24 protein-coding genes and 1 tRNA gene are annotated in these 26,867 nt (G+C 68.2%); 7 read left to right on the top strand and 18 right to left on the bottom strand.

Annotated features, from left to right (window positions below; translation table 11 throughout):
- Positions 1-825 (top strand): IS1249 family transposase (locus tag RBS12_RS16045; RefSeq protein ID WP_307964492.1); only part of this gene is annotated, 825 nt, incomplete at its 5' end.
- 103 nt (positions 826-928) lie between these two features.
- On the opposite strand, the gene RBS12_RS16040 is transcribed toward RBS12_RS16045, so the two are convergent.
- The 3 genes from RBS12_RS16040 to RBS12_RS16030 all read right to left on the bottom strand — a co-directional run bounded on the left by RBS12_RS16040 (position 929) and on the right by RBS12_RS16030 (position 4,868).
- A tRNA-Pro gene (locus RBS12_RS16040) sits at positions 929-1,005 on the bottom strand.
- 108 nt (positions 1,006-1,113) lie between these two features.
- Positions 1,114-2,997 carry an ABC transporter ATP-binding protein gene (locus RBS12_RS16035; RefSeq protein WP_307967135.1) on the bottom strand — a complete coding sequence of 628 codons (1,884 nt, stop codon included), beginning with the start codon at positions 2,995-2,997 and terminating at the stop codon, positions 1,114-1,116.
- Positions 2,994-4,868 (bottom strand): ABC transporter ATP-binding protein, encoded by a 1,875-nt coding sequence (locus RBS12_RS16030; protein WP_307967134.1) that lies wholly within the window; start codon positions 4,866-4,868, stop codon positions 2,994-2,996. The genes RBS12_RS16035 and RBS12_RS16030 overlap by 4 nt, the downstream gene beginning before the upstream one ends.
- A 167-nt stretch (positions 4,869-5,035) precedes the next feature.
- Here RBS12_RS16030 and RBS12_RS16025 point away from each other — a divergent pair, with 167 nt between their 5' ends.
- Positions 5,036-6,187 (top strand): ATP-binding protein, encoded by a 1,152-nt coding sequence (locus RBS12_RS16025; protein WP_307967133.1) that lies wholly within the window; start codon positions 5,036-5,038, stop codon positions 6,185-6,187.
- Between the two features lie 61 nt (positions 6,188-6,248).
- Here the strand turns inward: RBS12_RS16025 and RBS12_RS16020 are convergent, their stop codons facing one another.
- Together RBS12_RS16020 and RBS12_RS16015 are read right to left on the bottom strand one after the other, a co-directional pair.
- Complete coding sequence (locus tag RBS12_RS16020) at positions 6,249-7,133, bottom strand: metallophosphoesterase (protein ID WP_307967141.1); 885 nt, start codon at positions 7,131-7,133, stop codon at positions 6,249-6,251.
- Positions 7,134-7,246: 113 nt separating this feature from the next.
- Positions 7,247-9,532: a transglycosylase domain-containing protein gene (locus RBS12_RS16015; RefSeq protein ID WP_307967132.1), complete on the bottom strand. Its 2,286-nt coding sequence runs from the start codon at positions 9,530-9,532 to the stop codon at positions 7,247-7,249.
- A 37-nt stretch (positions 9,533-9,569) separates the two neighbouring features.
- Between RBS12_RS16015 and RBS12_RS16010 the strand changes: the two genes are divergently transcribed.
- Genes RBS12_RS16010 through RBS12_RS16000 form a run of 3 tightly spaced genes read left to right on the top strand, consistent with a single transcriptional unit; the run spans position 9,570 to position 11,138 of the window.
- A complete protein-coding gene (locus tag RBS12_RS16010; RefSeq protein ID WP_138414528.1) occupies positions 9,570-9,728 on the top strand; it encodes a DUF4177 domain-containing protein in 159 nt (52 codons plus the stop codon).
- A complete protein-coding gene (locus RBS12_RS16005) occupies positions 9,725-10,216 on the top strand; it encodes a RidA family protein (protein WP_307967131.1) in 492 nt (163 codons plus the stop codon). The genes RBS12_RS16010 and RBS12_RS16005 overlap by 4 nt, the downstream gene beginning before the upstream one ends.
- Positions 10,200-11,138, top strand: a complete 939-nt coding sequence (locus RBS12_RS16000) for an NUDIX hydrolase (protein ID WP_373886540.1) — start codon at positions 10,200-10,202, stop codon at positions 11,136-11,138. The genes RBS12_RS16005 and RBS12_RS16000 overlap by 17 nt, the downstream gene beginning before the upstream one ends.
- Positions 11,139-11,328: 190 nt before the next feature.
- Here the strand turns inward: RBS12_RS16000 and RBS12_RS15995 are convergent, their stop codons facing one another.
- Positions 11,329-12,006 carry a Crp/Fnr family transcriptional regulator gene (locus RBS12_RS15995; protein WP_136611216.1) on the bottom strand — a complete coding sequence of 226 codons (678 nt, stop codon included), beginning with the start codon at positions 12,004-12,006 and terminating at the stop codon, positions 11,329-11,331.
- A 131-nt stretch (positions 12,007-12,137) separates the two neighbouring features.
- On the opposite strand from RBS12_RS15995, the gene RBS12_RS15990 reads away from it, so the two are divergent.
- Complete coding sequence (locus tag RBS12_RS15990) at positions 12,138-13,322, top strand: MarP family serine protease (protein WP_307967130.1); 1,185 nt, start codon at positions 12,138-12,140, stop codon at positions 13,320-13,322.
- Between the two features lie 72 nt (positions 13,323-13,394).
- Here the strand turns inward: RBS12_RS15990 and aroQ are convergent, their stop codons facing one another.
- Positions 13,395-13,916 carry a type II 3-dehydroquinate dehydratase gene (gene aroQ / locus RBS12_RS15985; protein ID WP_307967129.1) on the bottom strand — a complete coding sequence of 174 codons (522 nt, stop codon included), beginning with the start codon at positions 13,914-13,916 and terminating at the stop codon, positions 13,395-13,397.
- 311 nt (positions 13,917-14,227) lie between these two features.
- On the opposite strand from aroQ, the gene RBS12_RS15980 reads away from it, so the two are divergent.
- Positions 14,228-15,166, top strand: coding sequence for a plastocyanin/azurin family copper-binding protein (locus RBS12_RS15980; RefSeq protein ID WP_307967128.1), 939 nt, complete (start codon positions 14,228-14,230; stop codon positions 15,164-15,166).
- A 104-nt stretch (positions 15,167-15,270) separates the two neighbouring features.
- On the opposite strand, the gene RBS12_RS15975 is transcribed toward RBS12_RS15980, so the two are convergent.
- From RBS12_RS15975 to RBS12_RS15925, 11 genes are all read right to left on the bottom strand, one after another.
- Positions 15,271-16,038 carry a DeoR/GlpR family DNA-binding transcription regulator gene (locus RBS12_RS15975; RefSeq protein WP_307967127.1) on the bottom strand — a complete coding sequence of 256 codons (768 nt, stop codon included), beginning with the start codon at positions 16,036-16,038 and terminating at the stop codon, positions 15,271-15,273.
- A gap of 4 nt (positions 16,039-16,042) precedes the next feature.
- Positions 16,043-16,951, bottom strand: a complete 909-nt coding sequence (locus RBS12_RS15970) for a carbohydrate ABC transporter permease (protein WP_307967126.1) — start codon at positions 16,949-16,951, stop codon at positions 16,043-16,045.
- Positions 16,948-17,859: a sugar ABC transporter permease gene (locus tag RBS12_RS15965; protein ID WP_307967125.1), complete on the bottom strand. Its 912-nt coding sequence runs from the start codon at positions 17,857-17,859 to the stop codon at positions 16,948-16,950. The genes RBS12_RS15970 and RBS12_RS15965 overlap by 4 nt, the downstream gene beginning before the upstream one ends.
- A 70-nt stretch (positions 17,860-17,929) precedes the next feature.
- Entirely contained in the window at positions 17,930-19,231 is a 1,302-nt protein-coding gene (locus RBS12_RS15960) for an ABC transporter substrate-binding protein (protein ID WP_307967124.1), read from the bottom strand.
- A 143-nt stretch (positions 19,232-19,374) separates the two neighbouring features.
- The gene (locus RBS12_RS15955) at positions 19,375-21,411 is read right to left on the bottom strand and encodes a beta-galactosidase (protein ID WP_307967123.1); all 2,037 of its coding nucleotides are present in this window, start codon (positions 21,409-21,411) and stop codon (positions 19,375-19,377) included.
- Positions 21,412-21,582: 171 nt separating this feature from the next.
- Positions 21,583-21,882 (bottom strand): hypothetical protein, encoded by a 300-nt coding sequence (locus RBS12_RS15950; RefSeq protein ID WP_307967122.1) that lies wholly within the window; start codon positions 21,880-21,882, stop codon positions 21,583-21,585.
- 137 nt (positions 21,883-22,019) lie between these two features.
- Positions 22,020-22,262, bottom strand: a complete 243-nt coding sequence (locus tag RBS12_RS15945) for a hypothetical protein (protein WP_307967121.1) — start codon at positions 22,260-22,262, stop codon at positions 22,020-22,022.
- Positions 22,263-22,272: 10 nt separating this feature from the next.
- The gene (locus RBS12_RS15940) at positions 22,273-23,088 is read right to left on the bottom strand and encodes a YdcF family protein (RefSeq protein WP_307967139.1); all 816 of its coding nucleotides are present in this window, start codon (positions 23,086-23,088) and stop codon (positions 22,273-22,275) included.
- A gap of 146 nt (positions 23,089-23,234) precedes the next feature.
- Positions 23,235-24,362, bottom strand: coding sequence for an acyltransferase (locus RBS12_RS15935; RefSeq protein WP_307967120.1), 1,128 nt, complete (start codon positions 24,360-24,362; stop codon positions 23,235-23,237).
- Positions 24,359-24,547, bottom strand: a complete 189-nt coding sequence (locus tag RBS12_RS15930) for a hypothetical protein (protein ID WP_307967119.1) — start codon at positions 24,545-24,547, stop codon at positions 24,359-24,361. Before RBS12_RS15930 ends, RBS12_RS15935 begins: the two co-directional genes overlap by 4 nt.
- 52 nt (positions 24,548-24,599) lie before the next feature.
- Positions 24,600-26,801, bottom strand: coding sequence for an alpha-galactosidase (locus RBS12_RS15925; protein WP_307967118.1), 2,202 nt, complete (start codon positions 26,799-26,801; stop codon positions 24,600-24,602).
- Positions 26,802-26,867: the final 66 nt, after the last annotated feature.

The following is a 26,867-nucleotide window of genomic DNA, read 5'->3' as shown; positions in this document are numbered from 1 at the left end:
CTGATCGCCACGGCCGGGGAGCACGTGATCGGCTGGCAGTGGTGCGACACCGAGAAGTCCGCCGCGTGGGCGGCCCTGCTCGAGCGCTTCCCCGCCCCGCGCGTGGTGGTCTGCGACGGCGGTGCCGGCCTGGCCTCGGCCCTGCGCAAGGTCTGGCCGGAGACCCGGGTCCAGCGCTGCCTGGTGCACGTTCACCGCAACGTCCGCACCCACCTGACCCATCGGCCCCGGCTCGAAGCCGGCAGAGCCCTCCTTCGCCTCTCCAAGGCGCTCATGCGCCTGAAGACCGCCGAAGAGGCCGCCGCCTGGGCGACCGCGCTGAACGACTGGCACACCCGCTGGGGCCCGATGCTCAAACAGCGCACCCACCGCGGCGAGGCCGGGGCCGCGCCGTCATGGGTCAAGCCCTCCCAGCAGTGGTGGTACACCCACAAGCGGCTGCGCGCCGCGTACTACCTGCTCGAGCGGCTCGTGAAGGCCGGGACGCTGTTCACCCACCTCGCCCCCGAGCACGAGGACCTCCGGATCGCCTCGACCACAAACCGGATCGAAGGAGGGGTCAACGCCCAGCTGCGCCTGCTCCTGAAGCACCACCGCGGCATGAGCCAGAACCACATGAAACGCGCCGTCGAATGGTGGCTCTACACCCACTCCGAAAACCCCGCCCCGGCCCACAAGCTCATCCGCCCAGAGCACCGCGAACCGCCGAAACGAACACCGACAACGACCGAGGAAGAACGGATCGGACCGGCCCTCTACGACACCGCCACGACCGCCGAGGAAGGCCTCTGGGCACGCACCGGACGGGCCGGCAGAAGCCGATGACACGCCCGGGCCATCCCCACGTTTTGACCGATAACCCTCCGTGGCTGCCTTCTGCGCAGGGCGACAAAAAGGGCGCCGATTCCTCGGCGCCCTTCTGTTCAATTGGTCGGGATGACAGGATTTGAACCTGCGACCTCTTCGTCCCGAACGAAGCGCGCTACCAAGCTGCGCTACATCCCGATCCGCTGCGCGAGTACCCGCCAGTTTCCCAGCACGGCTCCCCGAAGCAACTCATCCAGAGTACCCGATCCGAGCACGGGACGCGAAATCGACAGGCCCCCGAAGGAGCTACACGAGCGAGTCCTGCCACGCCCCGTGGAGTGCGGCGAAGCGGCCGCCGCCGCGGATGAGCTCGTCCGGGGTGCCGTCCTCGACGATCTGCCCGCCGTCCATGACGAGCACTCGGTCGGCGATCTCGACGGTCGAGAGTCTGTGCGCGATGATGATCGCCGTCCGCCCGCGCTGCGAGAGCAGCCGCGACAGCCCGGCCTGTACGAGCCGCTCCGACGGAATGTCGAGCGACGACGTCGCCTCGTCGAGGATGAGCACCGCGGGCGCCGCGAGGAACGCCCGCGCGAACGAGATGAGCTGGCGCTGCCCGGCCGAGACCCGGCCGCCGCGCTTGTTGACGTCGGTGTCGTACCCGTCTGGCAGCAACCGGACAAACTCGTGGGCGCCCACAGCCTTGGCGGCGGCCTCGATCTCGGCGCGCGACGCCGTCGGACGCCCCAAGGCGATGTTGTCGGCGACCGAGCCGCTGAACAGGAACGCCTCCTGGGTGACCATGACGACGGCGCGGCGCAGGTCCGGCGTCGAGAGCCGCCGGAGGTCGACGCCGTCGAGCGTCACGGCGCCCTCGGTGGGGTCGTAGAAGCGCGCGACGAGCTTCGCGAGCGTCGACTTTCCCGCGCCCGTCGCCCCGACGAGCGCGACGGTCTGCCCCGCTGGGATGTCGAGGTCGAAGCGTGGCAGCACCACGGGTCCGGAGGCGTACCGGAACTCGACGCCTCCGAAGCGCACGTCGCCCCGCGGCGTCGGCAGCGGCGTGGGCTCCTTCGGCGGCACAACCGTGGGTGCCTCGGCGAGGAGGCCTGAGACCTTCTCGAGCGCCGCCGTCGCGCTCTGGAACGAGTTGTAGAACATCGCCATGTCCGCGAGCGGCTGGAAGAAGCGCTTGACGGAGAGCACGAGCGCGAGCAGGACGCCGACCGCGAGCCCGCCGTCGAGCACGCGCAGCCCCGCGACGAGCAGGACGACGGCGACCGTCACGTTCCCGATAAACACGAGCCCGGGTTGGAGGACTCCGTTGAGCTGGATCGATCGGGCCGTCACGCTCCGGTAGTCCTCGGCGAGTTCGCCATAGCGCTCGTTGTTCTCGGCCTCCTTGCGGAACGCCTTGACCGCGCGGATCCCGGTCATGGTCTCGACGAAGTGCACGATGAGCCGCGCCGACGCGACGCGCGAGGCCCGGAACGCCACCTCCGAGCGGGCTTGGTACCAGCGCGCGAGCCCGAACATCGGTACCGCCGCGAATAGCATGATGAGCCCAGACGGCCAGTCGAGGAGGAACACGGTCCCGGCCGTGAAGAGCATGAACAGGATTCCTGAGACGAGCGAGCTCACGCCGGAATCGAGGAGCTCGCGCAGCGCCTCGAGGTCGGAGGTCTGCCGGCTGATGATCCGGCCGGACGTGTAGTGCTCGTGGAAATCGAGGCTCAGGCGCTGCGTGTGGCGGAACACCCTGACTCGGAGGTCGAGGAGCATCGCCTGGCTGAGCTTGGCGGTCGAGGTCACGTAACCGGCCGTGAGGACCGCGGTCGCGAGCGCGGCCCCGATGTACGCCGCGCCCGTGAGCCAGATAAGGCCCGACTCGCCGCGCAAGAGCGCGGGCAGGGCGCGGTCGATCCCGAGCGCGATGATCGCGGGCCCCGAGGCCTTGGTCGCCTGCGAGACGACGACCATCGCGAGCGTCACCCAGAACCTGACCCGCACGGGCCGGATGAGCTCGCCGAGCAGCGCGAGCGAACGACGGCGCGCGGCTCGCGAGTCCGCCTTCGACAGCTCGAAGGCATCCTCGGCGTGCGTCTCGTCGTCGGCCTCGCCCGGGCGCGGAGCCTGGCGGTCGACGCGCGGGTTGTCGACGCGCGGGCGCGAGGACGGTGCGGCGCTCATCGGGCCTCCTCGAGGTCGTCCAGGGTGTCGTCGGGGTCGCGGGCGCTGTCGAGATCGCGAGGCTCGGCGTCGAGGCTCGCGATGACGTAGCGGTAGTGCTCGCTGCGGGCCAGGAGCTCGGCGTGCGTTCCGACGTCGTCGATGATCCCGTCGCGGAGGAGCGCGACGCGGTCGGCGAGCGTCACGGTCGAGGGGCGGTGCGCGACGACGAGCGTCGTCGTGTCGGCGAGCACCTCGCGGAGGCGCGCCTCGACGCGCTCCTCGGTGGCGACGTCGAGCGCGGACAGCGGGTCGTCGAGGACGAGGACGGCGGGCTTCGCCGCGATCGCCCGCGCGAGCGCGATGCGCTGCCGCTGGCCGCCCGAGAGGCTGAGGCCCTCCTCGCCGATCCGCGTGTCGACGCCGTCGGGGAGCGAATACGCGAACTGGGCCTGCGCGACGTCGAGTGCCTCGTCGAGGAGCAGCTCGGCGTCCGTCCCGTCGCGCACTGCGGCGCCGAGCAGGACGTTGTCCCGGACCGAGCTCGAGAACAGCGTCGTGTCCTCGAAGGCGACCGACACGATGCGGCGCAGCTCCGCCAGCGGAAGTTTGCGGACGTCCACGCCGTCGATCTCGACTGACCCGGCCGTCACGTCGTAGAGCCTCGGGACGAGCGCCAGGAGCGTGCTCTTCCCCGAGCCCGTCACGCCGACGAGAGCCATCGTCTCGCCGGGGACGAGCTCAAGGTCGATGCGCTCCAGAACCGGACGCGCGCCGTCGTCCGTTGCGGTGCCCCGCGCGCCTCGGCGCCCCTCGAAGCCGAAGCGCACGCCACGGAAGGCGAGCGCGTCGCGGGGGCGGGGCGGCATGGCGGCGGGCACCTCCGGGTCGGCAATCGCGATCTTCTGATCCATGACCTCGTAGTGGCGGTCGATCGCCGTCTTCGCCATGAGTGCCATGCCCACGAGGGCACCGGACATCTCGACGGGGTTGGCGACCGCCGCCGCCGTGCCGAAGAACGCCGCGAGGGCGCCGACCGTGATCTGTCCCGTCGCAGCGAGCCACACGCCCGTCACGAGCCCGGCGCCGAGCGCGAGCTCGGGCAGGAGCGTCACGACCATGCTGAACACCGCGAGATGCCGCGCCTTGGTGACCTCGGTGTCCCGCAGCTCCTCCGCCTGGGCCGCAAAGCTTTCGAGAGCCTCGCCGCTTCGGCCGAACGCCTTGAGGACGCGGATGCCGTGCACGGATTCCTCGACGGCCGTCGCGAGGTCGCCGGCCTGGTCCTGGCTGCGGCGCGACGCGGCCATGAACTGGCGGCGAAAGCGGAAGCTGTAGATGCTGATCGGTGCGGCCGCCGCGAGGAAGATGAGCGCGAGCTGCCAGCTGATGGTGAACAGCATCGCGACGCCGACGCCGACCGTCGCCACCGAGACGACGAGGAAGATCGCCCCGAACGCGAGCCAGCGGCGCAGCATGTTGAGGTCCGTCATGGCCCGCGAGAGCAGCTGCCCCGATCCCCAGCGGTCGTGGAACGAGACGGGGAGCACCTGGAGGTGGCGGTATAGCTTGAGGCGCATCGACGTCTCGACGTTCGTGGCCGGGTCGATGACGAAGAGGCGGCGCAGGAACGTCAGTCCCGCTTCGAGGACGCCCATGACGAGGACGACGACGGCGGCCCACCACACAGCCGACGGGCCGGCCCCGGGTTTGAGGAGAGCGTCGATCACCGCGCGGAAGACCTGCGGGACGAGCACCGCGAGTACCGACGCCGTGAGTCCCACGACGAGGCCGCCCACGAGGCGCGGGACAATCGGGCGGACCTCCGGCGCGAGCCTGCTGAGGCTGCGGCTGAAGGCAATCTGCTCTCGGGCGGGGGCTTGCTGTGGCATGCCGGCGCTCACACCTCCGGTCAGGAGTAGTTAGCTGTGGCAACTACCCTACGCCATGACGCCGTGACCGTCGGCCGCGCGAGACCGGGGTGCCGCGTCTAGCCGGGCGCTCATTTATAGTTTGTTATAGATGACCTCTTCTATAAAAGACTATAACGGGAGTCCTGATGCAGCCCAGCCCGTACACACCCGGCGAGGTCGCTCGCACCGTGCCAGGTCGATTCCAGCAGCTGGCTGACTTCGACGAACGGCTTTCCTACTTGGTGGATCTGCACCGCTTAGTCGGGCGGATCCGAATCGACCATGCTCCTCGCGGCTTCGGCAAGACGTCACTTCTGCGGCAGTACCAGCGCCATGCAGATGCTCGCAATGTCCTGACGATCTGGGTCACTGCGGGGGAAGACGCGGGCCTTATCGGACAGATTGCCGCCGAGATCTCGCGTGCAAGCACAAGATGGGGGACCGAGGCCCGCCGCGTGATTCGCGAGCGCCTCGAAGGCCTTACGGTCCGAATCGGAGTGCCCGGCATTGTGGGGGCGGATGCTGCTGTCCGCACCGGCCACGACAAGACTCCGCGTGGAAGTCGAGAGTTCGAGGACCTCGTGCGGGCGGTTGCGGCAGGGAACGAACACCAGGGCCTTGTCATCCTCATCGACGAAATTCAGTCAGCGGATCCCGATGGCCTTCGAACCCTCGCTTACGCGTGGCAGCATCTTCAAGCCGAGGGAGACGACCTTCCGGCGGCGGTTTTCGCGGCGGGGTTGCCCAACGCTTCGGATGTGGTGGCCTCCGCCGTCACCTTCAGCGAGAGATTTGCCTACAGACCGCTCCCCGGCCTCGAACCGGCAGCTGAAGAACTCGCTCTCGCGATTCCGGCTCGGGAGCTCGGCGTTGAGTGGCACCGCCCCGCGCTTGAGGCCGCCGTCGTTGCTGCCCGCGGCTACCCTTATCTGGTCCAGCTGATTGGAGACGCCACGTGGACCGCAGCAGGGCGGCCGGACCCGGGCGCGACAATCACTGACGAGCACGTGGAGGCGGGCCGCCGTGCAATGGAGGCGGACATGGAAGCCTTGTTCCGGGCTAGATGGGCGAACGCGACCAGGGCCGAACGCGAATTCATGTCGGCGATGGCCTCGCTGGGCGACCATGACGTCCGGCGGAAGGACATCGCCGATCTCATGGGGGTGAGCATCGAAAGCCTGTCCGTGCCAAGGGCGAGGCTTATCGACAAGGGATTTGTCCGGGCGAGCACTCGAGGATCCCTTGAGTTCACCATTCCTGGCTTCGCCGAGTTCGCGCGCCGCGTCACCCGGGAGTGACCAATGCTCTGGGCTTCTGACGAAGCCAGTTGCGCCGCCCGGCGTCGGGGCGAGGGCGGACTTAGGCCTTCGCCCGGAGCGTGAGCAGCACGGCCTCCGGGCGGCACGCGACGCGGATGGGCGCGAAGCGGGATGTGCCGATGCCGCCCGAGACGTTGAGTGGAACCCAGCGGCCGCCGTGCTCCCAGGTCGTGAGCCCCTTCGCGCGCCACGTCGGAAGGTCGCAGTTGGAGACGAGCGCGCCGTAGCCGGGGAGGCAGATCTGCCCGCCGTGCGTGTGGCCCGCGAAGATGATGTCCGCCCCGGCGCCCGTGAAGTGGTCGAGCACGCGCTGGTACGGCGCGTGGATGACGGCGACCTTGACGTGGGGTTTGCGCTCGTGGCCTGACGCGCCGCGAGGCCAGTCGGCGTACCGCTCGCGCTTGAGGTGCGGATCGTCGACGCCTGAGAAGTCGAAGCGCGTCCCGTTGAACGCGAGCGACTGGGATCGGTTCGTGAGGTCGACCCATCCGGCCTCGCCGAACCCGGTGAAGAGCCGGCGCCAGTCGAGCGCAACGCGCGTCGGGAGGGGGTGCGTGTTCGACGGCCCGAGGAGGTACAGGGCGGGGTTCTTGAGGACCGGCGCGTAATAGTCGTTGGAGCCGGGAACGTAGACGCCCGGGTAGCGCACGAGGGGGGCGAGCGCGTCGAGCAGCGGGTCGACCGCCTCGAGGTGGCTCAGGTTGTCGCCCGTGTTGACGACCAGGTCGGGAGCGAGATCCGCGAGGCCCGCGAGCCAGCGGGCCTTTTTGGTCTGCCCCGGGACGAAGTGGATGTCGCTTAGGTGGAGCACACGAAGCGGCCTCGAGCCCGGCGGGAGGACCGCGACCGTCTCCTCCCGGAGCCGGAACTGGTCCTTCTCCCACCAGCCGTACGCGGCGGTCGCTAGGCCCGCCGACGCCGCCATGCCCGCGACAAGGGCGGTGCGCTTCGCGCCCGTGGCGAGCGCCGCCGTCGCCCGCTCCGCGACACGGGCGAGGGCCCGCCCCGTGGTGGGGGCGAGCCCTTCGCTAGCGGTCATCAGGGCTTGCCCTTGCCCTTGTCCGTCGGGCCCGGCTGTGGCGTCGCGGGAGGCTGCGAGGCGCCGTTCGACGGCGAGGTGCCGCCGTTGTCGTCGCTCTTCTGGGCCGGCGGCGCGCCGATGAGGTTCTGCGGCGGGGCGTCGAACTCGCCGTGATCGAACAGCGGCGCGACCTTCTGCATGTAGTAGGCCCACTGCGGTCCGGCGATGAAGGCACCGTCGACCGACTTGTAGTACCTTCCGTTGATCATGACGCCCTGGCCGACCCTGGCCGTCGAGTTGAACGGGTCACCGAAGAACGACGCGGTGGCAAGGCCGCGGGTGAAGCCCACGACCCATGTCTGGTTGTTGAGCTCGTTGGTACCGGTCTTCGCTGCGTCCGGCACTCCGACCCTGATGGTCTGGCCGCCCGCGTCCTTGATGTTGTAGCCCGAACCCTTGGTCAGGACGTCCTGGAGGACGTTGGTCACGGCCTTGGCAACATCCGGCTTGATGGCGTTCTGCTGGCACGTCGGTGCCTGTCCGCCGATCTTCTTGCCCTGCGAATCGTCCACCTCAGCGATCGACATCGGCTGGCAGACCGTGCCGTTGCTCGCGAAGGCTGCGAAAGCGCTCGCAAGCGTCATGGGCGCCACGTTCGGCCCACCCAGCAAGTTGCCGAGGGTCGAAAGATCCAGCTTCTTGTCGGGCCCTTCGCCGGTGTGCATTCCGAGTGCGTCGGCGGCACGCTGGATATCGCAGAAGTCATTCAGGCCGGCGGCGGACGCGAACGTCGCAGTGTTGATCGACTGGTAGATGCCCTCGCGGACGGACATGGGGCGGTACCACTGCGGCTCGTCGTTCTGCAGGTCCTTGGCAGTGTGGTACGGGGGCCCGGCGGTCGTGTCGTCGTAGGCGCCATTGACTCGGCCACACGTCGTCTTCCACGGATAGTTGAGCGAGTAGCGGCGCTTCGACGCGTCCACAACCTGATTGGTCGACTTGCCCTCGTTGAGCCACGCCGTGAGGGTGAAGGGCTTCATCGTCGAGCCGGGCTGCATGCCGCCCACTCCGCCAAGCGGATTGCCCTTGCCGTCGCTGTTGTCGACATTGAAGTTGTAGTCCGAGACGAAGTCGGCGCCCTGTCCGGCGAGCTTGCGCGAGTTCTGCGCCATGGCGAGAACCTTGCCCGTCCCCGGTTCGACCGTCACGAGCGAGGCGCCCCACTTGTCTGGGTTCGCCCCGGCCGTGGAGTCCACCTGTGCCTGAGCCGGACCCTGGAGGCGCGGGTCGAGCGTCGTCTTGATCGTGAGGCCGCCGCGCGAGAGCTTGAGGGCGCGCTCGTCCTCGCTCGCACCGTAGGCGGGGTCGTTGAGCAGCTGGTGGTACACGTAGTCGCAGAAGTACTGCGCCTGCACCGCGTACTGGCAGCCCTGCTTGGGCTGGTTCACCTTGGTCTGCATGGGCGTCTTGACGGCTTCGTCGTGCTGCTGCTGGTTGATCTTGCCGTGGTCGAGCATCGCGTCGAGCACGAGGTTGCGGCGCTTCGTCGACGCTTCGGGATGAACAATCGGGTTGAACGCGCTCGGGCTGTTGACGAGCCCCGCGAGCGTTGCCGCCTGGGGGAGCGAGAGGTCCTTCGCGTCGACCGAGAAGAAGTACTGGCTCGCGGCCTGGATGCCATATGCGTTGCTGTTGAAGAAGACGATGTTGAGGTAGCCCTCGAGGATCTGGTCCTTGCTCATCTGCTTCTCGAGCGCGATCGCGAGCTTCATCTCGCGCAGCTTGTCGCCGACGCCCTTTTGGCCGTTCAGGACGACTTGATCGTCCTTGCCCTGGGCGACGAGGTTCTCGTTGATGACGTTTGTGACGTACTGCTGCGTGAGGGTCGAGGCCCCCTGATGGCCGCCGCCGAGGTTGGAGGACAGGGCGCGCAGAATGCCGGTCATGTCGACGCCGCCGTGGTCGTAGAACCGGTAGTCCTCGATCGCGACGAGCGCGTTCTTGATATTCGGGGACATCTGGTCGAGCTTGACCGGCGTCCGGTTCTCGCTGAACAGGGTCGCGATCGGCGAGCCGTCGGACGCGACGATCTTCGTCACCTGCCCCGGAGGGCTCACGGTGAGCTCGCTTGGGAGGTTGTTGAAGAACTGGACCGAGCCGTTCGCTGCACCCCCGGTCACGGCCGCGGCGGGCACCATGAGTCCCGCCACGAGCACTCCGCAGATCGCACTGATGCCAAGGAAGGCGATGATCTTGCCGAGCGTTGTGGCCGTGTCGAAGAGCGGATTCTTGCCAGACGCCATGCAGGGCAGTCTACCGGGACCGACTAACCTAGACCTTATGACCACGTGGGAGTACGCCACCGTACCGCTGATCGTCCACGCCACCAAGCAGATCCTCGACCAGTGGGGCGAGGACGGCTGGGAGCTCGTCCAAGTCGTCCCGGGACCCGGCGGAAACGGGCTGGTGGCCTACATGAAGAGGGAGAAGCAGGCATGAGCGAAGCAGAGGCAACGACCGCAGCGCTCGGAGCCGTCGAGCAGCGTCTCGCCGATCTCGGCCTGAGCCTGCCCGAGGTCGCGGCGCCCGTCGCCGCGTACGTTCCCGCCGCCGTCGCCGGCGGTTTCGTGTACACGGCCGGCCAGCTCCCGTTCGTCAAGGGCCAGCTGCCCGCAACCGGCAAAGTCGGCGCCGAGGTGAGCGCCGAGGACGCCAAGCGCTACGCCGAACTGAGCATCATCAACGCCCTCGCAGCGGTCAAGGCCCAGATCGGCGACCTCGACCGCGTCACGCGCATCGTCAAAGTCGTGGGCTTCGTCGCCTCCGACCCGTCGTTCACGGGACAGCCGGGCGTCATCAACGGGGCCTCCGAGCTCCTGGGGAAGGTTTTCGGCGAGGCGGGCATCCATGCCCGCTCCGCCGTCGGCGTCGCGGTCCTCCCGCTCGACGCCCCGGTCGAGGTGGAACTGATTGCTGAGTTCGCATAGCCGCCGCTTCATCGTTCCCAAGCGGCTCCAGGGAGCCGCACGAAGCTGGCTTGAAGAAGGGGACCGTCCGCCGAGGACGGCGCGGCTCGCCTCCTCCGTCGTCCTCGTTCGCGATTCGGTCGAGGGCACAGAGACGTGGCTCGCGTACCGGCCCGGCAACTCTCCGCTCGGGGTTGTAGCGTTCCCGGGCGGATCGGTCCAGAACACCGACCACGACACGTTCGACTGGTTCGGCCCGTCGGTCGGCCACTGGGCCGAAATGCTCGGCGTGACGGACTTCGCCCTCGCCCGCTCGCACGTCGTCGCGGCGATCCGCGAGCTGTTCGAAGAGACCGGAGTTCTCCTTGCAGGGAGCGACGCCACGACCCTCGTCGAGGGCACGAACACCCCCGATTGGACGCGGGTGCGCGAAGCCGTCGCGAGCGAGGAGATCGGCTTCGCCGAGTTCATCTCCAAGCGTGGCCTCGGCCTCCGGACGGACCTGCTCCGCCCGCTCGTGCACTGGGTCTCGCCGGACTTCGCGCACCGGCGCTTCGACACCCGGTACTTCGCGGCCACCCTCCCCGTTGGCCAGACGCCGACGCTCCTTCCGAGCAAGGGCGTCTGGGGCGAGTGGGCGCTCCCGGCCCGCCTGCTCAAGGATCGCGACTCGACGGCGATCGGCGACCTGATCGGCGAAGAGGACACGCGAGGCCTCCCCCTCCCGGAGCTCCTCGTGCCCGCGAGCGAGATCATCCTCGAGAAGATCGCGAAGGCCAAGGGCTGCATCGCGTATCTCAACATCAAGCGCTCGACGCACACGTACCAGGCCGAACTCGAAGAGGACAACGGCCAGCTGTGGCTCCGCGTCGAGGCGCCGAGCGCGGCTCCGGCCACAGAGGCCCTCGCGACCGTACCCCATCCGGGCGGCATCGCCTCCTGACGCGCCGCGGGCGCGACGTGGCCACCCCTTCGGCGAGAGGCGGGCAGGCGTCGGGAAGACGGCTTGTGGCCGAGAAGGCGACCCGTAGCCGTCTTCCCGGCCACAACCCGTCTTCCGGTCAGACGAGCGACGGCGCCGCTCCCCGCAGTGGGGAGCGGCGCCGTCGTCGTCGGTGTCTGTCCGGGAATCCCTACCGGCTCCGCTGGCGCAGGCGCGGCATGTCGAGGATGACGACGGCGCGCGCCTCGAGGCGGATCCAGCCGCGCTGTACGAACTCGGCGAGGGCCTTGTTCACGGTCTCGCGCGACGCGCCGACGAGCTGTGCGAGCTCCTCCTGCGTGAGCTCGTGCGCCACGAGGACGCCATCGGTCGCGGGGCGGCCGAAGCGGTCCGCGAGGTCGAGGAGCGCCTTGGCCACGCGGCCGGGGACGTCGCTGAAGACCAGGTCGGACAGCGAATCGTTCGTGCGGCGCAAGCGGCGGGCGAGCGCCTGGAGCAGCTGGGCCGAGACCTCGGGGCGTGCGCGGAGCAGGGCCACGAGCGCATCGTTCTTGAGGCCCGCGAGGCGCGTCTCGGAGACGGCCGTCGCAGTCGCAGTGCGGGGCGCCGGGTCGAAGAGGGCCATCTCGCCGAAGAGCTCGCCCGGGCCGAGGATCGCGAGGAGCGACTCGCGGCCGTCCGGCGACGTGCGGCCGAGCTTGATCTTGCCGGAGACGATGAAGTACATCTGGTCGCCCTGATCGCCCTCGCGGAACACCGAGGCACCGCGGGAGAGGTCCACCTCCATGAGCTCGTCCGTGAGCAGGCGGAAGGCCTCGTCGTCGAGCGTGGCGAACAGCGGCGCGCGGCGCAGTACCTCGATATCCAATTCAGTCTCCTCATCACATTGCCAGTGCTTGCGCTGCGGTCATTCTTTCAGATTCCGCAAGTGTTTGTGACGAACACGCCACCGACAGGCCGCCCAGCTTCGCCCCAGACAGCGCCGATAGACTGTCGGGGATGCTCGATACGATCTTCCTGGACCTTGTACTCGTGGTGGTCCTCATCGGCTATCTCGTCTACGGAGCACGGGTAGGTTTCCTCGTGAGCCTCGGCGGCATCATCGGCTTCATCGTGGGCGGTGCAGCTGCGTTCTTCGCCGTCCCCCTCGTCAGCCAGTGGCTCTCGGACAGCGGGTGGCGCGCGGCCGCCGTCGTCGTCACGGCGATCGTGTTCATGGTCGCGGGCAACGCCGTCGGCACCACGATCGGACGGCGGGTGCGGCGCCAGATCCGCTGGAGGCCGCTCGGGGTCATCGACCGCGCGCTGGGAGGCGTCGCGAACGTCTCCGTCGCGGCGCTCGTCATGTCGATGCTCGCATTCACGGTCTCAAGCGTCGGCGTGCCGGTGCTCTCGCAGCAGCTCTCGTCGTCGCGCGTCATCACGGCGATCGACGCGCTCACTCCCGATCCCGTCAAGGCGGAGGCCGCCCAGCTCCGCGCCTTTGTTCTCGGCGACACGCTTCCGCGGATCATCGAGGGCATCGGCCCGCTCAATCCGGTCCCCGTTCCCGACGCGAATATGGACTCGCCCGCCCTGCGCGCGGCCTCGAAGTCGATTGTCCGGATCACGGGCACCGCGTTCCAGTGCGGACAGAACCAGACCGGAAGCGGTTTCGTCGTGGCGCCGGGACGAGTCCTGACGAACGCGCACGTCGTCGCGGGAGTGCCCGAGCCCGTCGTCGAAATGCAGAATGCTGGGGCGCGCACGGCTCACGTGGTCTATTTCGACGGCGTGCATGACCTCGCCGTGCTTGCCGTCGGCGGCCTCTCGCTGCCGAGCCTCAATCTCGCCGGGAACAGCCCGCCCGGTACGTCGGCGGCCTTCGGCGGTTACCCGCTCGGCGGCCCGTTCACGATGCGCCCCGCGGCGATCCAAGGGACGACGACGGTGCTCGCCCCGGACATCTACGGCGCCAATGCGACGCCCAAGACGGTCTATCAGATCTCGGGCCAAGTCCAGCAGGGCAACTCGGGCGGCCCGCTGCTCACCCTTGACGGTGCCGTGACCGGCGTGGTGTTCGCGAAGTCGGAGAACACCGACGGCGTGGGCTACGCGATCACGATGAGCGAGGTCAGGCCCGTTGCCGACGAGGCCGCGTCACTCAGCCAGCCCGTGCAGCCTGGGGCGTGCACGCGCAAGTAACAGCATCGACTGCTCCATAACTGTCGTTTTGAGCCCTCAAAACGACAGTTATGGAGCAGTCGATTGCGGGCGTCAGACGGCCGGCCCCTGCGTGAGCTCCGCGAGGTACTCGATCGCGAACCGGTAGCCGAGCGTGCCCGCCCCGGCGATGACGGCCTTGCAGACGTCGCTCAGGTACGAGTGGTGCCGGAACGGCTCGCGCGCGTGGACGTTCGTGATGTGCACCTCGACGGCCGGGAGCTGGACCGCCGAGATCGCGTCGCGGATCGCGACCGAAGTGTGCGTGTAGGCGCCCGCGTTGATGACGATGCCGACCGCGGACCCGCGTGCCGCATGGATCGCGTCGATGAGTGCGCCCTCGTGGTTGGACTGGACGAACTCGCACGCAAGCCCGCGCGCATCGGCCGCACCCGCGCACAGCCGTTCGATGTCCCCGAGAGTCGCGGTCCCGTACTTCTCCGGTTCGCGCGTGCCGAGCAGGTTGAGGTTCGGGCCGTTGAGGACGAGAACGCTGTGGCGGGCGGCGGGAGAGGCCGGGCGGGCGGCGGGAGAGTCCGGGCGGGCGGCGGGGGACGACTCTGTCGGCTGGGTCATGGTCCGATCTTAAGGGGTGCCCTCGAGACGCACGCCGTTCCCGGGAAGCTGGCAGGTTGCTCGACGCAGACTGTTGGCCAGCTGTGCGGTTTGGGTCTACCCTGATCCCGGTTCTGTCCCGCGCCGTCCCGGCTGCGGGGCAGGAACCTGTTCGGCGGGGTCTCGACGCCGAAGCGGAGCAGCGGTTAACGCGCTGGGGTGCCGTTTGACGCCGCACGCGCACCGCCCGCACGCGCGGGAGGTGCTCGTCATGCTGACGCCCGAGCTGGACGGGCGCGGCGCGTGGCCTCGTATGAGGAGCACCATCCGACATGTCTCTTCGTCCAGTCCTCAAACGCCCGTACGCCGTCGTGCTCGCACTTGTCGCGCTCGTGGTCGGCCTCGTGGGCACGGCCCCGGCTCAGGCCTCCGTCACGACGAACCCGAACGCCACAACGTGGAGGGTCCTCGTCGGCGAGCAGTCCCCTGACCTTGCCATCCAGGGCATGCGTTTCCTTCCCGGCGAGATCTGGATCGATCAGGGCGATTCGATCAAGTTCCTGGCCAACGCCGCCGAAGTCCACACCGTGAGCTTCGGAACGCCCCCGACGCCGATCAGGGGCATCGGCGATCTGCTCGCCGACGCGGTGCCGCGGGTCGGCGGTCCCGTGTTCGATCCGACCGCCCCGTGGACCAATTCAGGCATTCTGACCACGATGCCGGTGCCCGATTTCCCGACCTCGACGTCGTACCTCCAGAAGTTCGCGGCACGCGGTGACTTCACGTTCTTCTGCCTCTTCCACGGTGAGGTCATGACGCTCACCGTCCACGTCCAGGCTCCGAACGCGGCGTATCCGCACACGCAGGCCTTCTACGACGCCCAGGCCGCGGCCGAAACTGCGGGCATTGTTGCTCACGGCTACGGCCTCTGGGCCGCGACGGCCGCGCAGGCGACGCCGACCCACGTGTTCGTCGGTGCTGCCGACGGCCTGACCGAGGTTATGCGGTTCATCTGGCAAGACGACGTCGTGCACCTCGGCCAGACGGTGACGTTCGATCTGTCGGCGGACCACATGGTCGTTCCGCACACCGTGACGTTCACGACGCTCATGCAGCACGGAATGCCTGTCGACTCGGGAACCCTCCTCGAGGCGTTCGTCGGCGGACCGTCGACGTTCTCCGTGACGTTCGATCAGCTCGGCATTTGGAACTACTTCTGCGAGTTCCACGACGACATGGGCATGGTGGGGAGCGTGACAGTAGTTCCCTAGCCCCTCAGTCTCTGCCCGACGACGGCGGCGCTGCTCCCGATCTGGAGCGGCGCCGCCGTCGTGCCTCGCCGCCTTCGCAGTGCGTCGCCGCCGCCGTCGTATGCTCAGCCCGCGACGCGCACTGACGGAATGCGGTCGCGAAGGTAGGCCAGAGCGGACTGCGGCAGACCAGGGTCGGTGACCAGAACGTCGATGTCGTTGAACCCGCAGATGCTGCCGATGCCCTGAACGCCCCACTTGCTGTGGTCCGCGACGACGACGACGCGCCGCGACGACGCCGCGAAAGCCTGATTCGTCTCGGCTTCCAACAGATTGGGCGTCGTGAAGCCGGCCCGCTCGTCCATGCCGTGCACCCCGAGGAAGAGCAGGTCGAGGTGCAGGTGGCGGATGGACGAGGTGGCGAGCGGGCCGACGAGGGCGTCCGACGGCGTCCGCTCGCCTCCCGTGAGGAGCACCGTTGCGCCGGACGACGACGCGTCGAAGGCCTCCATGACGCGCACCGAATTCGTGAGGACTGTGATGCGGGGTCCCGCGGAGAGCGCTTTGGCGAGCATCCACGTGGTCGATCCAGCCGTGATACCCACCGCCATCCCCTCCGTGACAAGCCCCGCGGCCTCCCGGGCGATCGCGGCCTTCTCCTCGAGCCGCTGAGTGGACTTGAGCGCGAACCCCGGCTCGTGCGTCCCCACGTCCTCCTGGAGCATGACGCCGCCGTGAACGCGCGTCAGGAGGCCGGAGTCGCTCAGGGCATCGATGTCACGGCGGACCGTGACGGCCGAAACCCCGAGCCGCTCGGCAAGGTCCGCGACCTTGACGACGCCTTCTCGGTGGACCGTGTCGAGGATCACGGACTGTCGGGCTGCGGCGAGCATCCGTCTACCCCTTGCTCGATCCGAGCGTCAGCCCGGCGACGAATTGGCGCTGCAGGAGGAGATAGATGACGAGGGTCGGGATGACCGTGATCGTCGCCCCCGCGGCGAGCAGGTTGTAGTTGCTCAGGAACACTCCCTGGAGGTTGTTGATCGCCGTCGTCACGGGGAGGCGGTCGCCGCTCTGGATGAAGAGGAGGGGCCAGAAGAAGTCGTTGTAGATGAAGATGACTTCGAGGGTTCCGAGCGCCGCGAACGCCGGGCGGCACAGCGGCATGATGATCGACCAGTACTGTCGCCAGACGCCCGCCCCGTCGACGAGCGCGGCCTCCGTCAGGTCGGACGAGAGGGCCTTCATGTAATTCGAGAGCACGAATGTACAGAAGCCGATCTGGAACGCCGTGTCCACTGCGATGACCGAAATGTACGTATTGAGGAGCGTTCCCGAATCGCTGAACCAGTACGGGAGATTCAGGTGCTTGAACATCTGGAACAGCGGCGCGGCGAGAACCTGCGGGGGCAGGAGGTTGCCGGCCGTGAACATGATGAGCAGCGTGATGTTGAACTTCCAGCTCACTCGGCTCACGGCGAACGCCATGAGCGAGGAGAGGAAGAGCGTCAGGAGGACGGCGGGAACCGTGATCGTGACCGAGTTCCAGAAGTACTTCGAGAAGCCGCCCTGGTTCCATGCCGTGACGAAGTTGTCGAAGTTGTACGGCCCGGCGACGCTGAAGTAGCCGTTCTGATTCGTCGATTCGATCGGACGGAGGGCCGTGTAAAGCGACCAGCCGAGCGGCAGGAGCCACATGACGGCCAGGACGAGCAGGATGATGTGGGTTCCAATGTGGCGCTTGGGCCGGGACCCGGCATACTCGGTGCCGCGTGCGAGGTCCGAGGGCGCGATGACCGTCGTCATGATTCCTTGGCCTCCTTTCCGAACGTGCGGGTGAGGTAGAAGACGATCGGTACGAGCGAGATCACCAGCAGGATCGTCGCGAGCGCGGAGCCGACGCCGATGACCTGGCCCTCGCCGACGAGGTTCTGGATGACGAGCGCGGAGATGAGCTCGAGGCCGTTCGTGCCGCGGTTGATGACGTAGACGATGTCGAACGCCCGAAGCGACTCGATGATCGTGATGACCACGATGACGATGTTGATGGGGCGCATCGCCGGGAACACGACGCGGAAGAAGGTCTGGGCTGCGTTCGCCCCGTCGAGCGCTGCGGCCTCCCTGAGCGAGGGGTCGACGCCCTTGAGCCCGGCAAGGTAGAGCAGCATGACATAGCCCGAATGCCGCCACGTCGCCGCGATGAGCGCGGCCCAGATGTTGACGTTGCTGTCGCCGAACCAGTCGACGGCGGCGGGCTGGCCGGCCGTGCCGAGGAGGAAGTTCAGCAGGCCGTGGTCCCGCTGGTAGAAGAGCTGCCAGATGACGCCGACGAGCGCGAGCGAGAGCATGACGGGGGCGAAGAAGATGCTCTGGTAGATCCTGCTGCCGCGGATCTTCTGGTCGAGGAGCACTGCCAGGAGCAGGCCGAGCGGCGTCGCGATGAGGGCGAGGAACACGAGCCAGAGGACGTTGTGCTGGACCGCGGGCCAGAACGGAGGGTAGTCCTCGACGACGAATTGGTAGTTCGAGGCGCCGGCGGGGCGGATGTCGGTCAGGTCGAGGCCGTTCCAGCGGGTGAGGCTGAGGCCGATCGAGAAAAGCGTGGGCAGCCAGACGAAGACGAGTTCGATGAGCGTCGGGATGGCGACCATGGCGGTCAGGACGATCTTGTCCTGCCTCGACAGGCGGCGGACTTTGCGGCGGGTAGTGGGCATGACGTTTCCTGCGAGTCGGGCTGGCGTGGGCGGGAGGGTTCGTCCGCCCACGCCAGCAGTCCGTGTGGTCTTACTGGGCCGCGTAGAGTGCGGCCGCCTGGGACTCGAGGTTCTTCACATCCACCGTGCCGTCCTTGATAAAGGACTGCAGCGCGGGGCCCAAAACGTTGTTCGCCATGGCCGGGAGCGCGTCGCGATCGAAGAACTGGCTAATCGACTTCGCGTTCGCGATCGCGTCGGCGCACTTCTTGTTGAGCGCGGTGAACTTCGACGTGTCGGAGCCCTTCGCGGTCGCGATGTTGGACGTGTCCACGGCGTAGTAGGCGTTCTGCGCCTCGGGCGTGCCCATGAACGCGAGGAAATCCTTCGCGGTCTGGTTCTGGCCGCCCTTCTTCGAGAGCAGGAGGCCGTCGATGGGTGCCTCGATCGCGTCCTGGCCCTCGACCGCGATTGACGGGAACGGGAAGAAGTCGATGTCCGCGAGCACGGCGGCGTCCGTGAACTGCTGCGTCACGAATGAGCCGAGCAGGTACATGCCGGTCTTCTTCTGCCCGAGCAGCTGGGCCGCGTCCTGCCACGTCTGCCCGAGGGCCGCCGGGTCATGGTAGGGGAGGAGGGCCTTCCACGTGTCGAAGATGGCCTGGACCTTGGGCTGGTTCCACGACTCCTTGTGGGCGCAGAGGTCCAGATGGAACTGGTAGCCGTTGAGCCGCATGTTGATGTAGTCGAACGTGCCCATGGCGGGCCAGACGTCCTTGTCGGCGAAGCCGATCGGGATGATGCCGTCGGACTTCATCTTGGCGGCTAGCGTCTTGAGCTCGTCGAACGTCTTCGGGACGGTGTAGCCCTTCTCGGCCCAGAAGCTCTTCCGGTAGAAGAATCCCCAGGGGTAGTTGTAGTTCGGGACGAAGTACATCTTGCCGTCAGGCCCGGTCGAGGCCTTCTTGAGCGCGTCGGAGTAGTTGCCGCCGATCTGCTGCCACACGTCGTCGATCGGCGCGAGGAGGCCCTTGCCCGCGTAGTACTGCATGCGATAGCCGGCGAACCACGTGAAGGCATCGTCCGGGCTGCCCTGCAGGTAGGAGTTGATCTTGTTCTGGAAGTCGTTGTGCGGCACGACGTTCGTGGCGACGGTCGCACCCGTCTTCTTCTGGAAGGCGTCGACGACGGCCTGGTAGGCGCGCTTCGGGACGTCATCCGAGGCGGACGAGCCGAACGTCAACGACTTGCCGCCGCCCGATCCGCCGGACGGCCCCGAGCCGCCCGTACAGGCCGAGAGGAGCGGAATTCCCGCGAGGCCGACGGCGCCGACGCCGAGGGTCTTCAGGAGGGTCCGGCGGTCGAGGGGGCGGGACGGGACTTCAATGTCCATGGGGGGTCTCCTGGGAGTGCCTTGCGCGGTCGGGTGACCTGCGCCACATCGCTATGGTAGACGTTCAAAAACGATCGGAAAAGATCAGGAACGCAAATTTTGCCGATCCGTGATCGCCGCAGCGGCTCCGCGGTGGGCGTCGCCTAGGCCGAGAGACGGACGACGGCGATGCCGCCCGCGGGGATGGCGAGCGCGCCGCCGGTCGGGGTGCCAGAGAGGAGTTCAGATCCGTTCACGCCGAGGCGCGCCTCCGCGTCGCCGTGGTTGATCGCGAAGACCCAAGAGCCTTCGCCCGACGCCCGCGTGACGACCTCGAGGTCGGGGAACTCGCTCGCGTGGGCCGCGGCCTCGAGCCCGGCATCGGCGAACACTTGGGGGAGGAGGGCGGCGAGGGCTGCTGGGTCCGGTGCGGTGCCCACGTAGTAGGCGATTCCGGCCCCGGCGACGTTGCGCGTGACGGCTGGGGACCCCGACGTCGGGCCCGCCTCGTAGCGGGAGATAACCTCCGCCGTCGTCGTCCGCCCCAGCTCGCTCCACCGCGCGCCCGAGCCGGCGGTCAGCACGACCGCTTCGCCCGCGCGCAGCGGGAAGAACTCCTCGATCTCGATGCCCAGGAGCTCGCGGAACGCGCCCGGGTACCCGCCGCCGTTGATGGGGTCCATGATGATGCGGTCATGCTCGTCGACGATGCCCGAGAAATGGGTCAGGACGAGCGTGCCGCCGCCCTCGACGTACCGACGGAGGTTCGCGGCGCCGTCGTCCGTCACGAGGTACAGCATGGGTGCGACGACGAGCTGGTAGGCGGAGAGGTCGTCGGTGCTCTGCCGCAAGTCCGTCGTGATGCCCGCGCGGTAGAGCGCGTCATGCCACTCCCTCAGTTCGCGGACGGGCTGGGCCTCGATGCTCGGGTGGGAGTCGAGCTCTGCGCCCCAGCGGGCGTCGGTGTCGAACACGAGCGCGGCCGACGCCACCACGCGCGAGCCGGCCGCCTCTGAGACCTTCTCGAGGGAGGCTCCCAGTTCGACGACCTCGCGCCAGACCTTCGTGTCCCGGCCGGCGTGCGGGAGCATCCCGGAGTGGTACTTCTCCGCGCCCGCGCGCGACGCCCGCCACTGGAAGAACAGGATGCCGTCGGCGCCGCGCGCGAGGTGCTGGAACGAATTACGCAGCATCTGGCCGGGGGACTTGGCGATGTTGCGGGGCTGCCAGTTCACGGCGGACGTCGAGTGCTCCATGAGGAGCCACGGCTCGTTGTCCGCCCAGCCGCGCGTAAGGTCCGCGGTGAGCGCGAGGTCCTGGTGGTTCCGATGGTCCTCGGCGATGAGGTAGTGGTCGTTCGAGACGATGTCCATGCTCTTTGCCCATCGCCAGTAGTCGATTGGGGCGTGCAGGCCCATGTTCAGGCCCATGAAGTTCGTCGTGACGGGTTTGTCCGAGTGGGCGCGGATGATCGCGGCCTCGGCCTCGAAGCATTCGAGCAGGGAGTCGGAGGAGAAGCGCGCGAAGTCGAGCTGCTGGCTCGGGTTGACGTGCGTGCCCGAGCGGCGCGGCGGCATGATTTCGGACCAGTCGTAGTAGTGCTGCGACCAGAAGGCGGTGCCCCACGCGTCGTTGAGGGCATCGAGGGTTTCGTAGCGGGCCTGGAGCCAAGCGCGGAAGCCGCGCTCGGCGTGCGGGCCGAAGTCCGGCTGGTTGTGGCAGCCGTACTCGTTGTGGACGTGCCACATGGCAAGGGCCGGATGGTCCGAGTAGTGTTCGGCGATGGCCGTGGTGAGGGCGGCGGCAGCGCGGCGGTAGTCGGGGGAGCATGCGGCGAAGGCCTGGCGGGAGCCGTGGGTCTGCCGGACACCGTCGGCGCTCACGGGCGCTGAGTCGGGATACTTGACGGTGAACCACGGCGGCGGGGACGCGCTCGCGTTCGCGAGGTCGACGGCGATGCCGTTCTCGTGCAGGAGGTCCATGACTTCGTCGAGCCAGCCGAATTCGTACCGGCCCTCTTCGGGCTCGAGGAGGGCCCAGCTGAAGATGCCGAGGCTCACGAGGTTGACACCGGCCTCGCGCATGAGCTCGACGTCGTGCTTCCACACTTCCATTGGCCACTGCTCGGGGTTGTAGTCCGCGCCGAAGGCGACACGGGGGGATCCGCCGCCGAGGCGACGCGTGAGGTCGTTCATGTCCATGCTTTTGCCCTGTCTCAATGGTGGGGAAGGGCGGCCATGTCGTCCGGCGGGCGGATGGGTGCCAGGTCGGTGGCCGTCGTCACACCAGAGTACGGCGTGGCGAACAAGAACGTACAGAACGAATCAGAAACGAAAGATCCCTCAGGCCTTAAGGCCGGCATCTGGGTGGGATCAGAGCTCAAGGCACTCGTTGATCTGAATCGTGCCGCCGAGCGCGATGTAGGGGTGGTCCGCGAGGACGGCTCGAGCATCGCTGAGAGAACGTGCCTCGATGATCGAGTAGCCGTCGATATCGACGGCGTCGACAGGCTCGCCCCGAGCGAGCTGGCCGCCCAGGAGCAGCGGAGCGCCGAAGTCGACGAGCGCAGCGCCGAGGGACTTATCGGCCCAGCTGCGCAGGGCCGCTCGGGAGGCGGAAATGATCTCCTCCTGCGGGTACGGCATGCCGTGGTAGGTGATAAGGAAGCGCATCGTTGCTGTCCTTCCTGCCGCTTGTGCCTACGGTACCGCTGGGTGGAGCCGGAGCGAAGGTTCCGTCAAGCGCTGCCGTCAGCCCTCCCGCCGTCGTCCGTTCGCGAACGACGGCGGTGAGCCGGTCCGACTTCGGGCTACCCCTGATCGATCCCGCCACGCCGGCCGAACCAAGGGCGCCCGCCGGGAATGGTCGCCGAGAACACGCCGAAGATCACGGCCAGCATCACCGGGCTTAAGTCGGAGGGCCTGATCTGTTGCCAGGACGTTGCCCAGTAGGCGAGCCATTGAGCAGAGTAGACGCCGCCAACCGACACCACGAACAGGAAGAGGCGACCTTTCCATGTTGTTGGGGTGCGAAGAAGCGGGCTTCGGCTCATACCCTCAGTGTTAGCACGCGGCATCCCAGTTGATCCCTCCTCCGAACGCCCCGAATCCGAAGCACGTCCACCATCCGATGCCGGCGCTGAAGGCTCCGATGGCTCCGCAAATCGCTCCGCTGGCGGCCGCGTACCCAGCCTGGGCAAGCGCACTTTGCCAGCAGCTGTACCCCACCCGACATCTTCGATGATGGGTCCGTTCCGCGAAATTGCGGTAGTTGCGTTGGACGACTCGCCCGAATCGGCGTTCGCCCACCCGGGGATCACAGCCGCCCGCCAGCCCATCGTCGACATGGCCCGGGACGCCGTCGCGGCCCTGCTCGACCCCGGGCACCTTGCCCGCGCGAACGCGGAAGAAGGGGGAACGGAGCCGAAAGCGGGATTCACGCCTTGCGCGGCGCCATTCGTGAGCGACGAGGATTGGCTTGAGGAGGGCGAGCTCTCCGGGCACGAAGTCTCGGGCGCGGCGCAGGCGTGCCGCGAGCTCGGGGGCTTGAGCGGCAAGGTATTGGCGTGCTCGGCGGGCGTGGAAGGTGTTGGAGGCGATCTTGATGGCGGGAGCGTCGCCGATCAGGGGGAGCGAGAGCGCGATGTTCTCCCACGTCGTGCGTGCACGCTCTTCGAGCACGATGCGATGTCTCGGGACGCCGAAGGCCTGGATTGCGTGCTCCGCCATCATCATCGCTTCTGACGTTTCGCCGCGAGTGATGCCTCCCGTGAAAACGAAACGCGCGGTATTAGGGTCCGTTGACCGGATGGCGATCCGGACGCGCCAGCGCTGAACCAAGCTGAGCCGACCGCGTGAATCCGCGGGGAATCCGAGCACAAGGATGGTTTCGCCAGCCGTGACCTCTTTCGGGCGGGTGTGCCCTTCGGGTACGAAGTCCTGCGAGGCCTTCCACGTCAGGTATTCGCTCGCGCCGACCGCTCCAGCCAGAATGGCCGCGATCCACAGGGCTGAAGCGCGGCGCCTCACCGTTCAGGGCTCCGAGGAGCGCTCTCCGACCCCGCGATTCGTGAGGCGGAGCTGTCCCTCGAGCGGGCGATGGCTCGCCGCAGCTTCTGCGCCGGGTGTTCGATGACGACGCAGCTGAGGAAGCCGAGCGGCCACACGAGCACGAGGGCCAGGGCCGCGTACCCGAGCGGCGGGACATGCAGCGGCACGCGTGCGGCCGCGAGGAGCTGCTGCACGGGCCAGCCGTAGAGGTAGACACCGTAGGAGATGTCGAAGCGACTCCCGACGCGAGATGCCACACGCAGCGAGCCTAGCCACAGGACGAGGTAGCTGAACGGCAGCGGCGCGAGGGCCGTGCCTTGCCCCGTCGCGAGAGCACCCCAGACCGCAAGGCCTGCGGCGACGGCCGGCATGGCCCCGACTCGGACCCGATCCCTCATGGTGGCCAACAGCGCGCTCGCCATGAAGATCGCGATGAACGGCAGGACGAATTCGGTCCGGTTCGGCCCGTATCCGCCCGCGAGGATCTTGCCGAGGAGGGCTCCGGTCGCGGCGGCGAAGAGGACAACGATCACCATCGCCGCCCGGCCTTTCGAGAACCTCCGCGCGAGGAACACGGCAAGCCCGACGACGACGTAGCACAGCGCTTCCCACGTTAGCGTCCACAGCGGCCCGTCCCAGTCGAAGCGGTCGTGGTTCCCGAGCAGCGAGCTGCCGATCGGGGGCGTGTTCATGAGCCCGATGCCGAGGCCGAGGGCGGACTCGAGGAACGCGAGGGCTCCCGAGATGCTGTAGCGACCGCGCGTGATGAGCGCACCGATCGGCGCTGCGAGGAAGGCCACGAGGAGCGCCGAGACGGCCATCGCCGGATAGATCCGGGCCAAACGCGCCAGAACGTACCCGAGCGGCGTCGAGCGCTCGGCGCTGACCGTGATGAGGTACCCCGAGATCGCGAAGAACCCCATCACGCCCGCCGTGCCGAGCTTGATCCCGTACAGCGCCGGCTCCGGCCCGTACCCGCCGAGCCACCACGCATGGGAGACGATGACACATGCGGCGAAGAGGAGACGCAGCGCGTTGAGGGAGTTGGTTCCCGGGCCCAGGGCGGACCCCAGGCTCCGGGAACCCATGAGCGTCGCGTTCACGCGGCACCTTCCGCGCTTTCGACTTCAGTCACGATGCGGACCGCAAACTCGTGGAAGTCGATGATGCGGCGCTCGCCGATCGGGTCGACTGCCCAGAAGAGCTGCATCGGCTCGTGCAGCACGACGACGCGACCGCGGAAATGGACGACGTCGCCGATGCGCGCCTCCACCTCGGCCCCCGGCACGACCGCACTGCCCAGGTGACCCGAGGAACGTCCCGCGGGGCGCTCACGGAGCTCAGCCCACCGTCGTCGCCCTGAGCAGCAGCGCGTGCTCAGGCCGAAGGACCGGGAGCGGGAGGCCCACCTCCGCGAGGAAGCGGCCCGACGCCGTCGCGCCGTCGGCCAGCCACGCGGGCGGCGAGATCTCCGCGAACGGGCTTTCGGCGTCGCCCTCTACGGTCTTGGGCAGGTCCGCGGACGTCGGCATGATGGCCTCGATCCGGTACGTCCTTTCGGGGTCGAGGCCGGGGAGCCCGACGCGGCCGGGCACCTCGGCGGCGAGCGAGCCATGGACGACGGCGGCGAAGAGCGCTTCCGAGCGGTCCTGGGCGACGACGCCGTGCAGCTTGAGATTCGGATCCGCGAGGTCCGCGTTGACGCGTTCGCCCGAATGCAGGAGTCCGCGGTGGCGCTTGTAGAGCTCGATCGTGCGCTTGAGCACGGCACGGTCGCGGTCTGTGGCTTCCCGGATGTCCCATTCCATGCCGAAGTGCCCGAACAGGGCTGTTATGGCGCGGAACGTGATGTCGTGGACGCGGCCGGTCGTGTGGGAATGCGTGGGTCCGACGTGTGACCCCACGAGCTCGGGCGGGAGGACGGCCTGGGTCCAGCGCTGGATGGTCTGCCGTTCGAGCGCGTCGTTGCAGTCCGAGGCCCATACTCGGTCGGTGCGCTGCAGCACGCCGAGGTCAACGCGCGCCCCGCCCGACGAGCACGACTCGATCTCGACACCCGGATGCGCGGCCTTGAGCGCGTCGAACAGCCGGTACACGGCGAGCGTCTGCTCGTGCACCGACGGTCGGCCCCTGTGGCCGTGCTCCGTGAGGTCACGGTTCTGGTCCCACTTGAGGTACGCGATGTTGTTCTCGGTCAGGAGCGCGTCGAGGAGGTCGTAGATGTATTGCCACGCGTCCGGGTTCGCGAGGTCGATGACGTGCTGGTGACGCCACTCGAGCGGGAGGCGACCGCCGTCCTGATGCGAGGCTGCAGAGGGCCCAACGATCCAATCGGGATGAGCCCGGGCGACGTCCGAATCGAGGTTGACCATCTCCGGCTCGACCCACAGGCCGAATTCCATCCCGAGGCCGTTGACCTTCTCGATGAGCGGCGTGAGGCCGTCCGGCCAGAGCGCTTCGTCGACGTACCAGTCGCCGAGGCCTGAGTGGTCGTCGCGGCGGCCGCGGAACCAGCCGTCGTCGAGCACGAAGCGCTCGACTCCGAGCTCCGCCGCCGACTCCGCGAGCTCGAGGAGCGGCTCGAGCCGGTGGTCGAAGTACACGGCCTCCCACGTGTTCAGCACCACGGGGCGCTGCCGTCCCGACGTGGTGCCCACGTGGTTCGGGCGCGAGCGGAACCAGCGGTAGAACGCGTCCGTGACGCCGTCGAGCCCGCGGTCGGAGTACGCCGCGTAGAGGATCGGGGTGCGGTAGCTCTCTCCTGGCGCTAGCACAATCTCGCCCGAGCCGAGCAGCTCGGTGGCGCCGAGCATGCGGCGGCCGTCCGCGAGGGAGTCGAGGTACTGCTCGTGGTTGCCAGACCAGCCGAAGTGCACCGCCCAGACGCGGCCCGAGCGGTTCGCGAAGCCGGGTGTCCCGGCGGCGACGAGGAGCGAGGAGTCGTGGCCTGTGCGGCCGTGGCGCCCCGACCGCACCCAGGTGCCCTGCTGGATCGTGTGGCGCTGCGGGTGGTTCTCGCGGCACCACCGGCCCGTGAGGTCGAGCAGCTCCGCGGCCTGCGCCGGGACGGGGACGACGACGCCGAGCTCGTCGAGCTGGTAGGCCCCGCCTCCTGTGTTGGTCAGCTCGTGCGAGATCTCGAGGAGCCCGCCCTCGTGGAGGACGAGTTCGGACACCACATCGAGGCCCGCCTCCGCATCTGACTGGACGATCCGCGCGCTGCGGCCGTCCTCGCTCTGCTCGGCCGCCACCACACGCAGGGCGGGCGAGAAGGCGTAGCCCGGGACGCTGTGTTCTGCCTCGACGGCCCCCATCCTGTGCCCGCGCAGCCCCGGCCGCCCAAGCCAGCCCGAGGACGCCTGCGGGAGGAGCCCTGCGACGACCGGAACGTCGAGCGCGGAATGCGGGATCGGGCTGCGCAGGAGCGCAAGGTCCGGGATCGAATCGCCGAGATCCGCGCCCCAGTGGACCATCTCGGCCTCACCGCGGTCGAAGGCCAGCAGGAGACTCGTGCCAGAGGTGCGGAGGTGGAGGGGGTGCATGAAGATCGCTTTCGTGTCGATGCCTGCTTGTGGCAGGCGAGCGGCCGGGTTCGGTGCCGGCTGCGG

The organism is Sinomonas sp. ASV322, from assembly GCF_030908245.1.
Lineage (GTDB): Bacteria > Actinomycetota > Actinomycetes > Actinomycetales > Micrococcaceae > Sinomonas.
The sequence above is the reverse complement of the archived record's forward strand: the minus strand, read 5'-3'. Positions and strand labels throughout refer to the sequence as shown.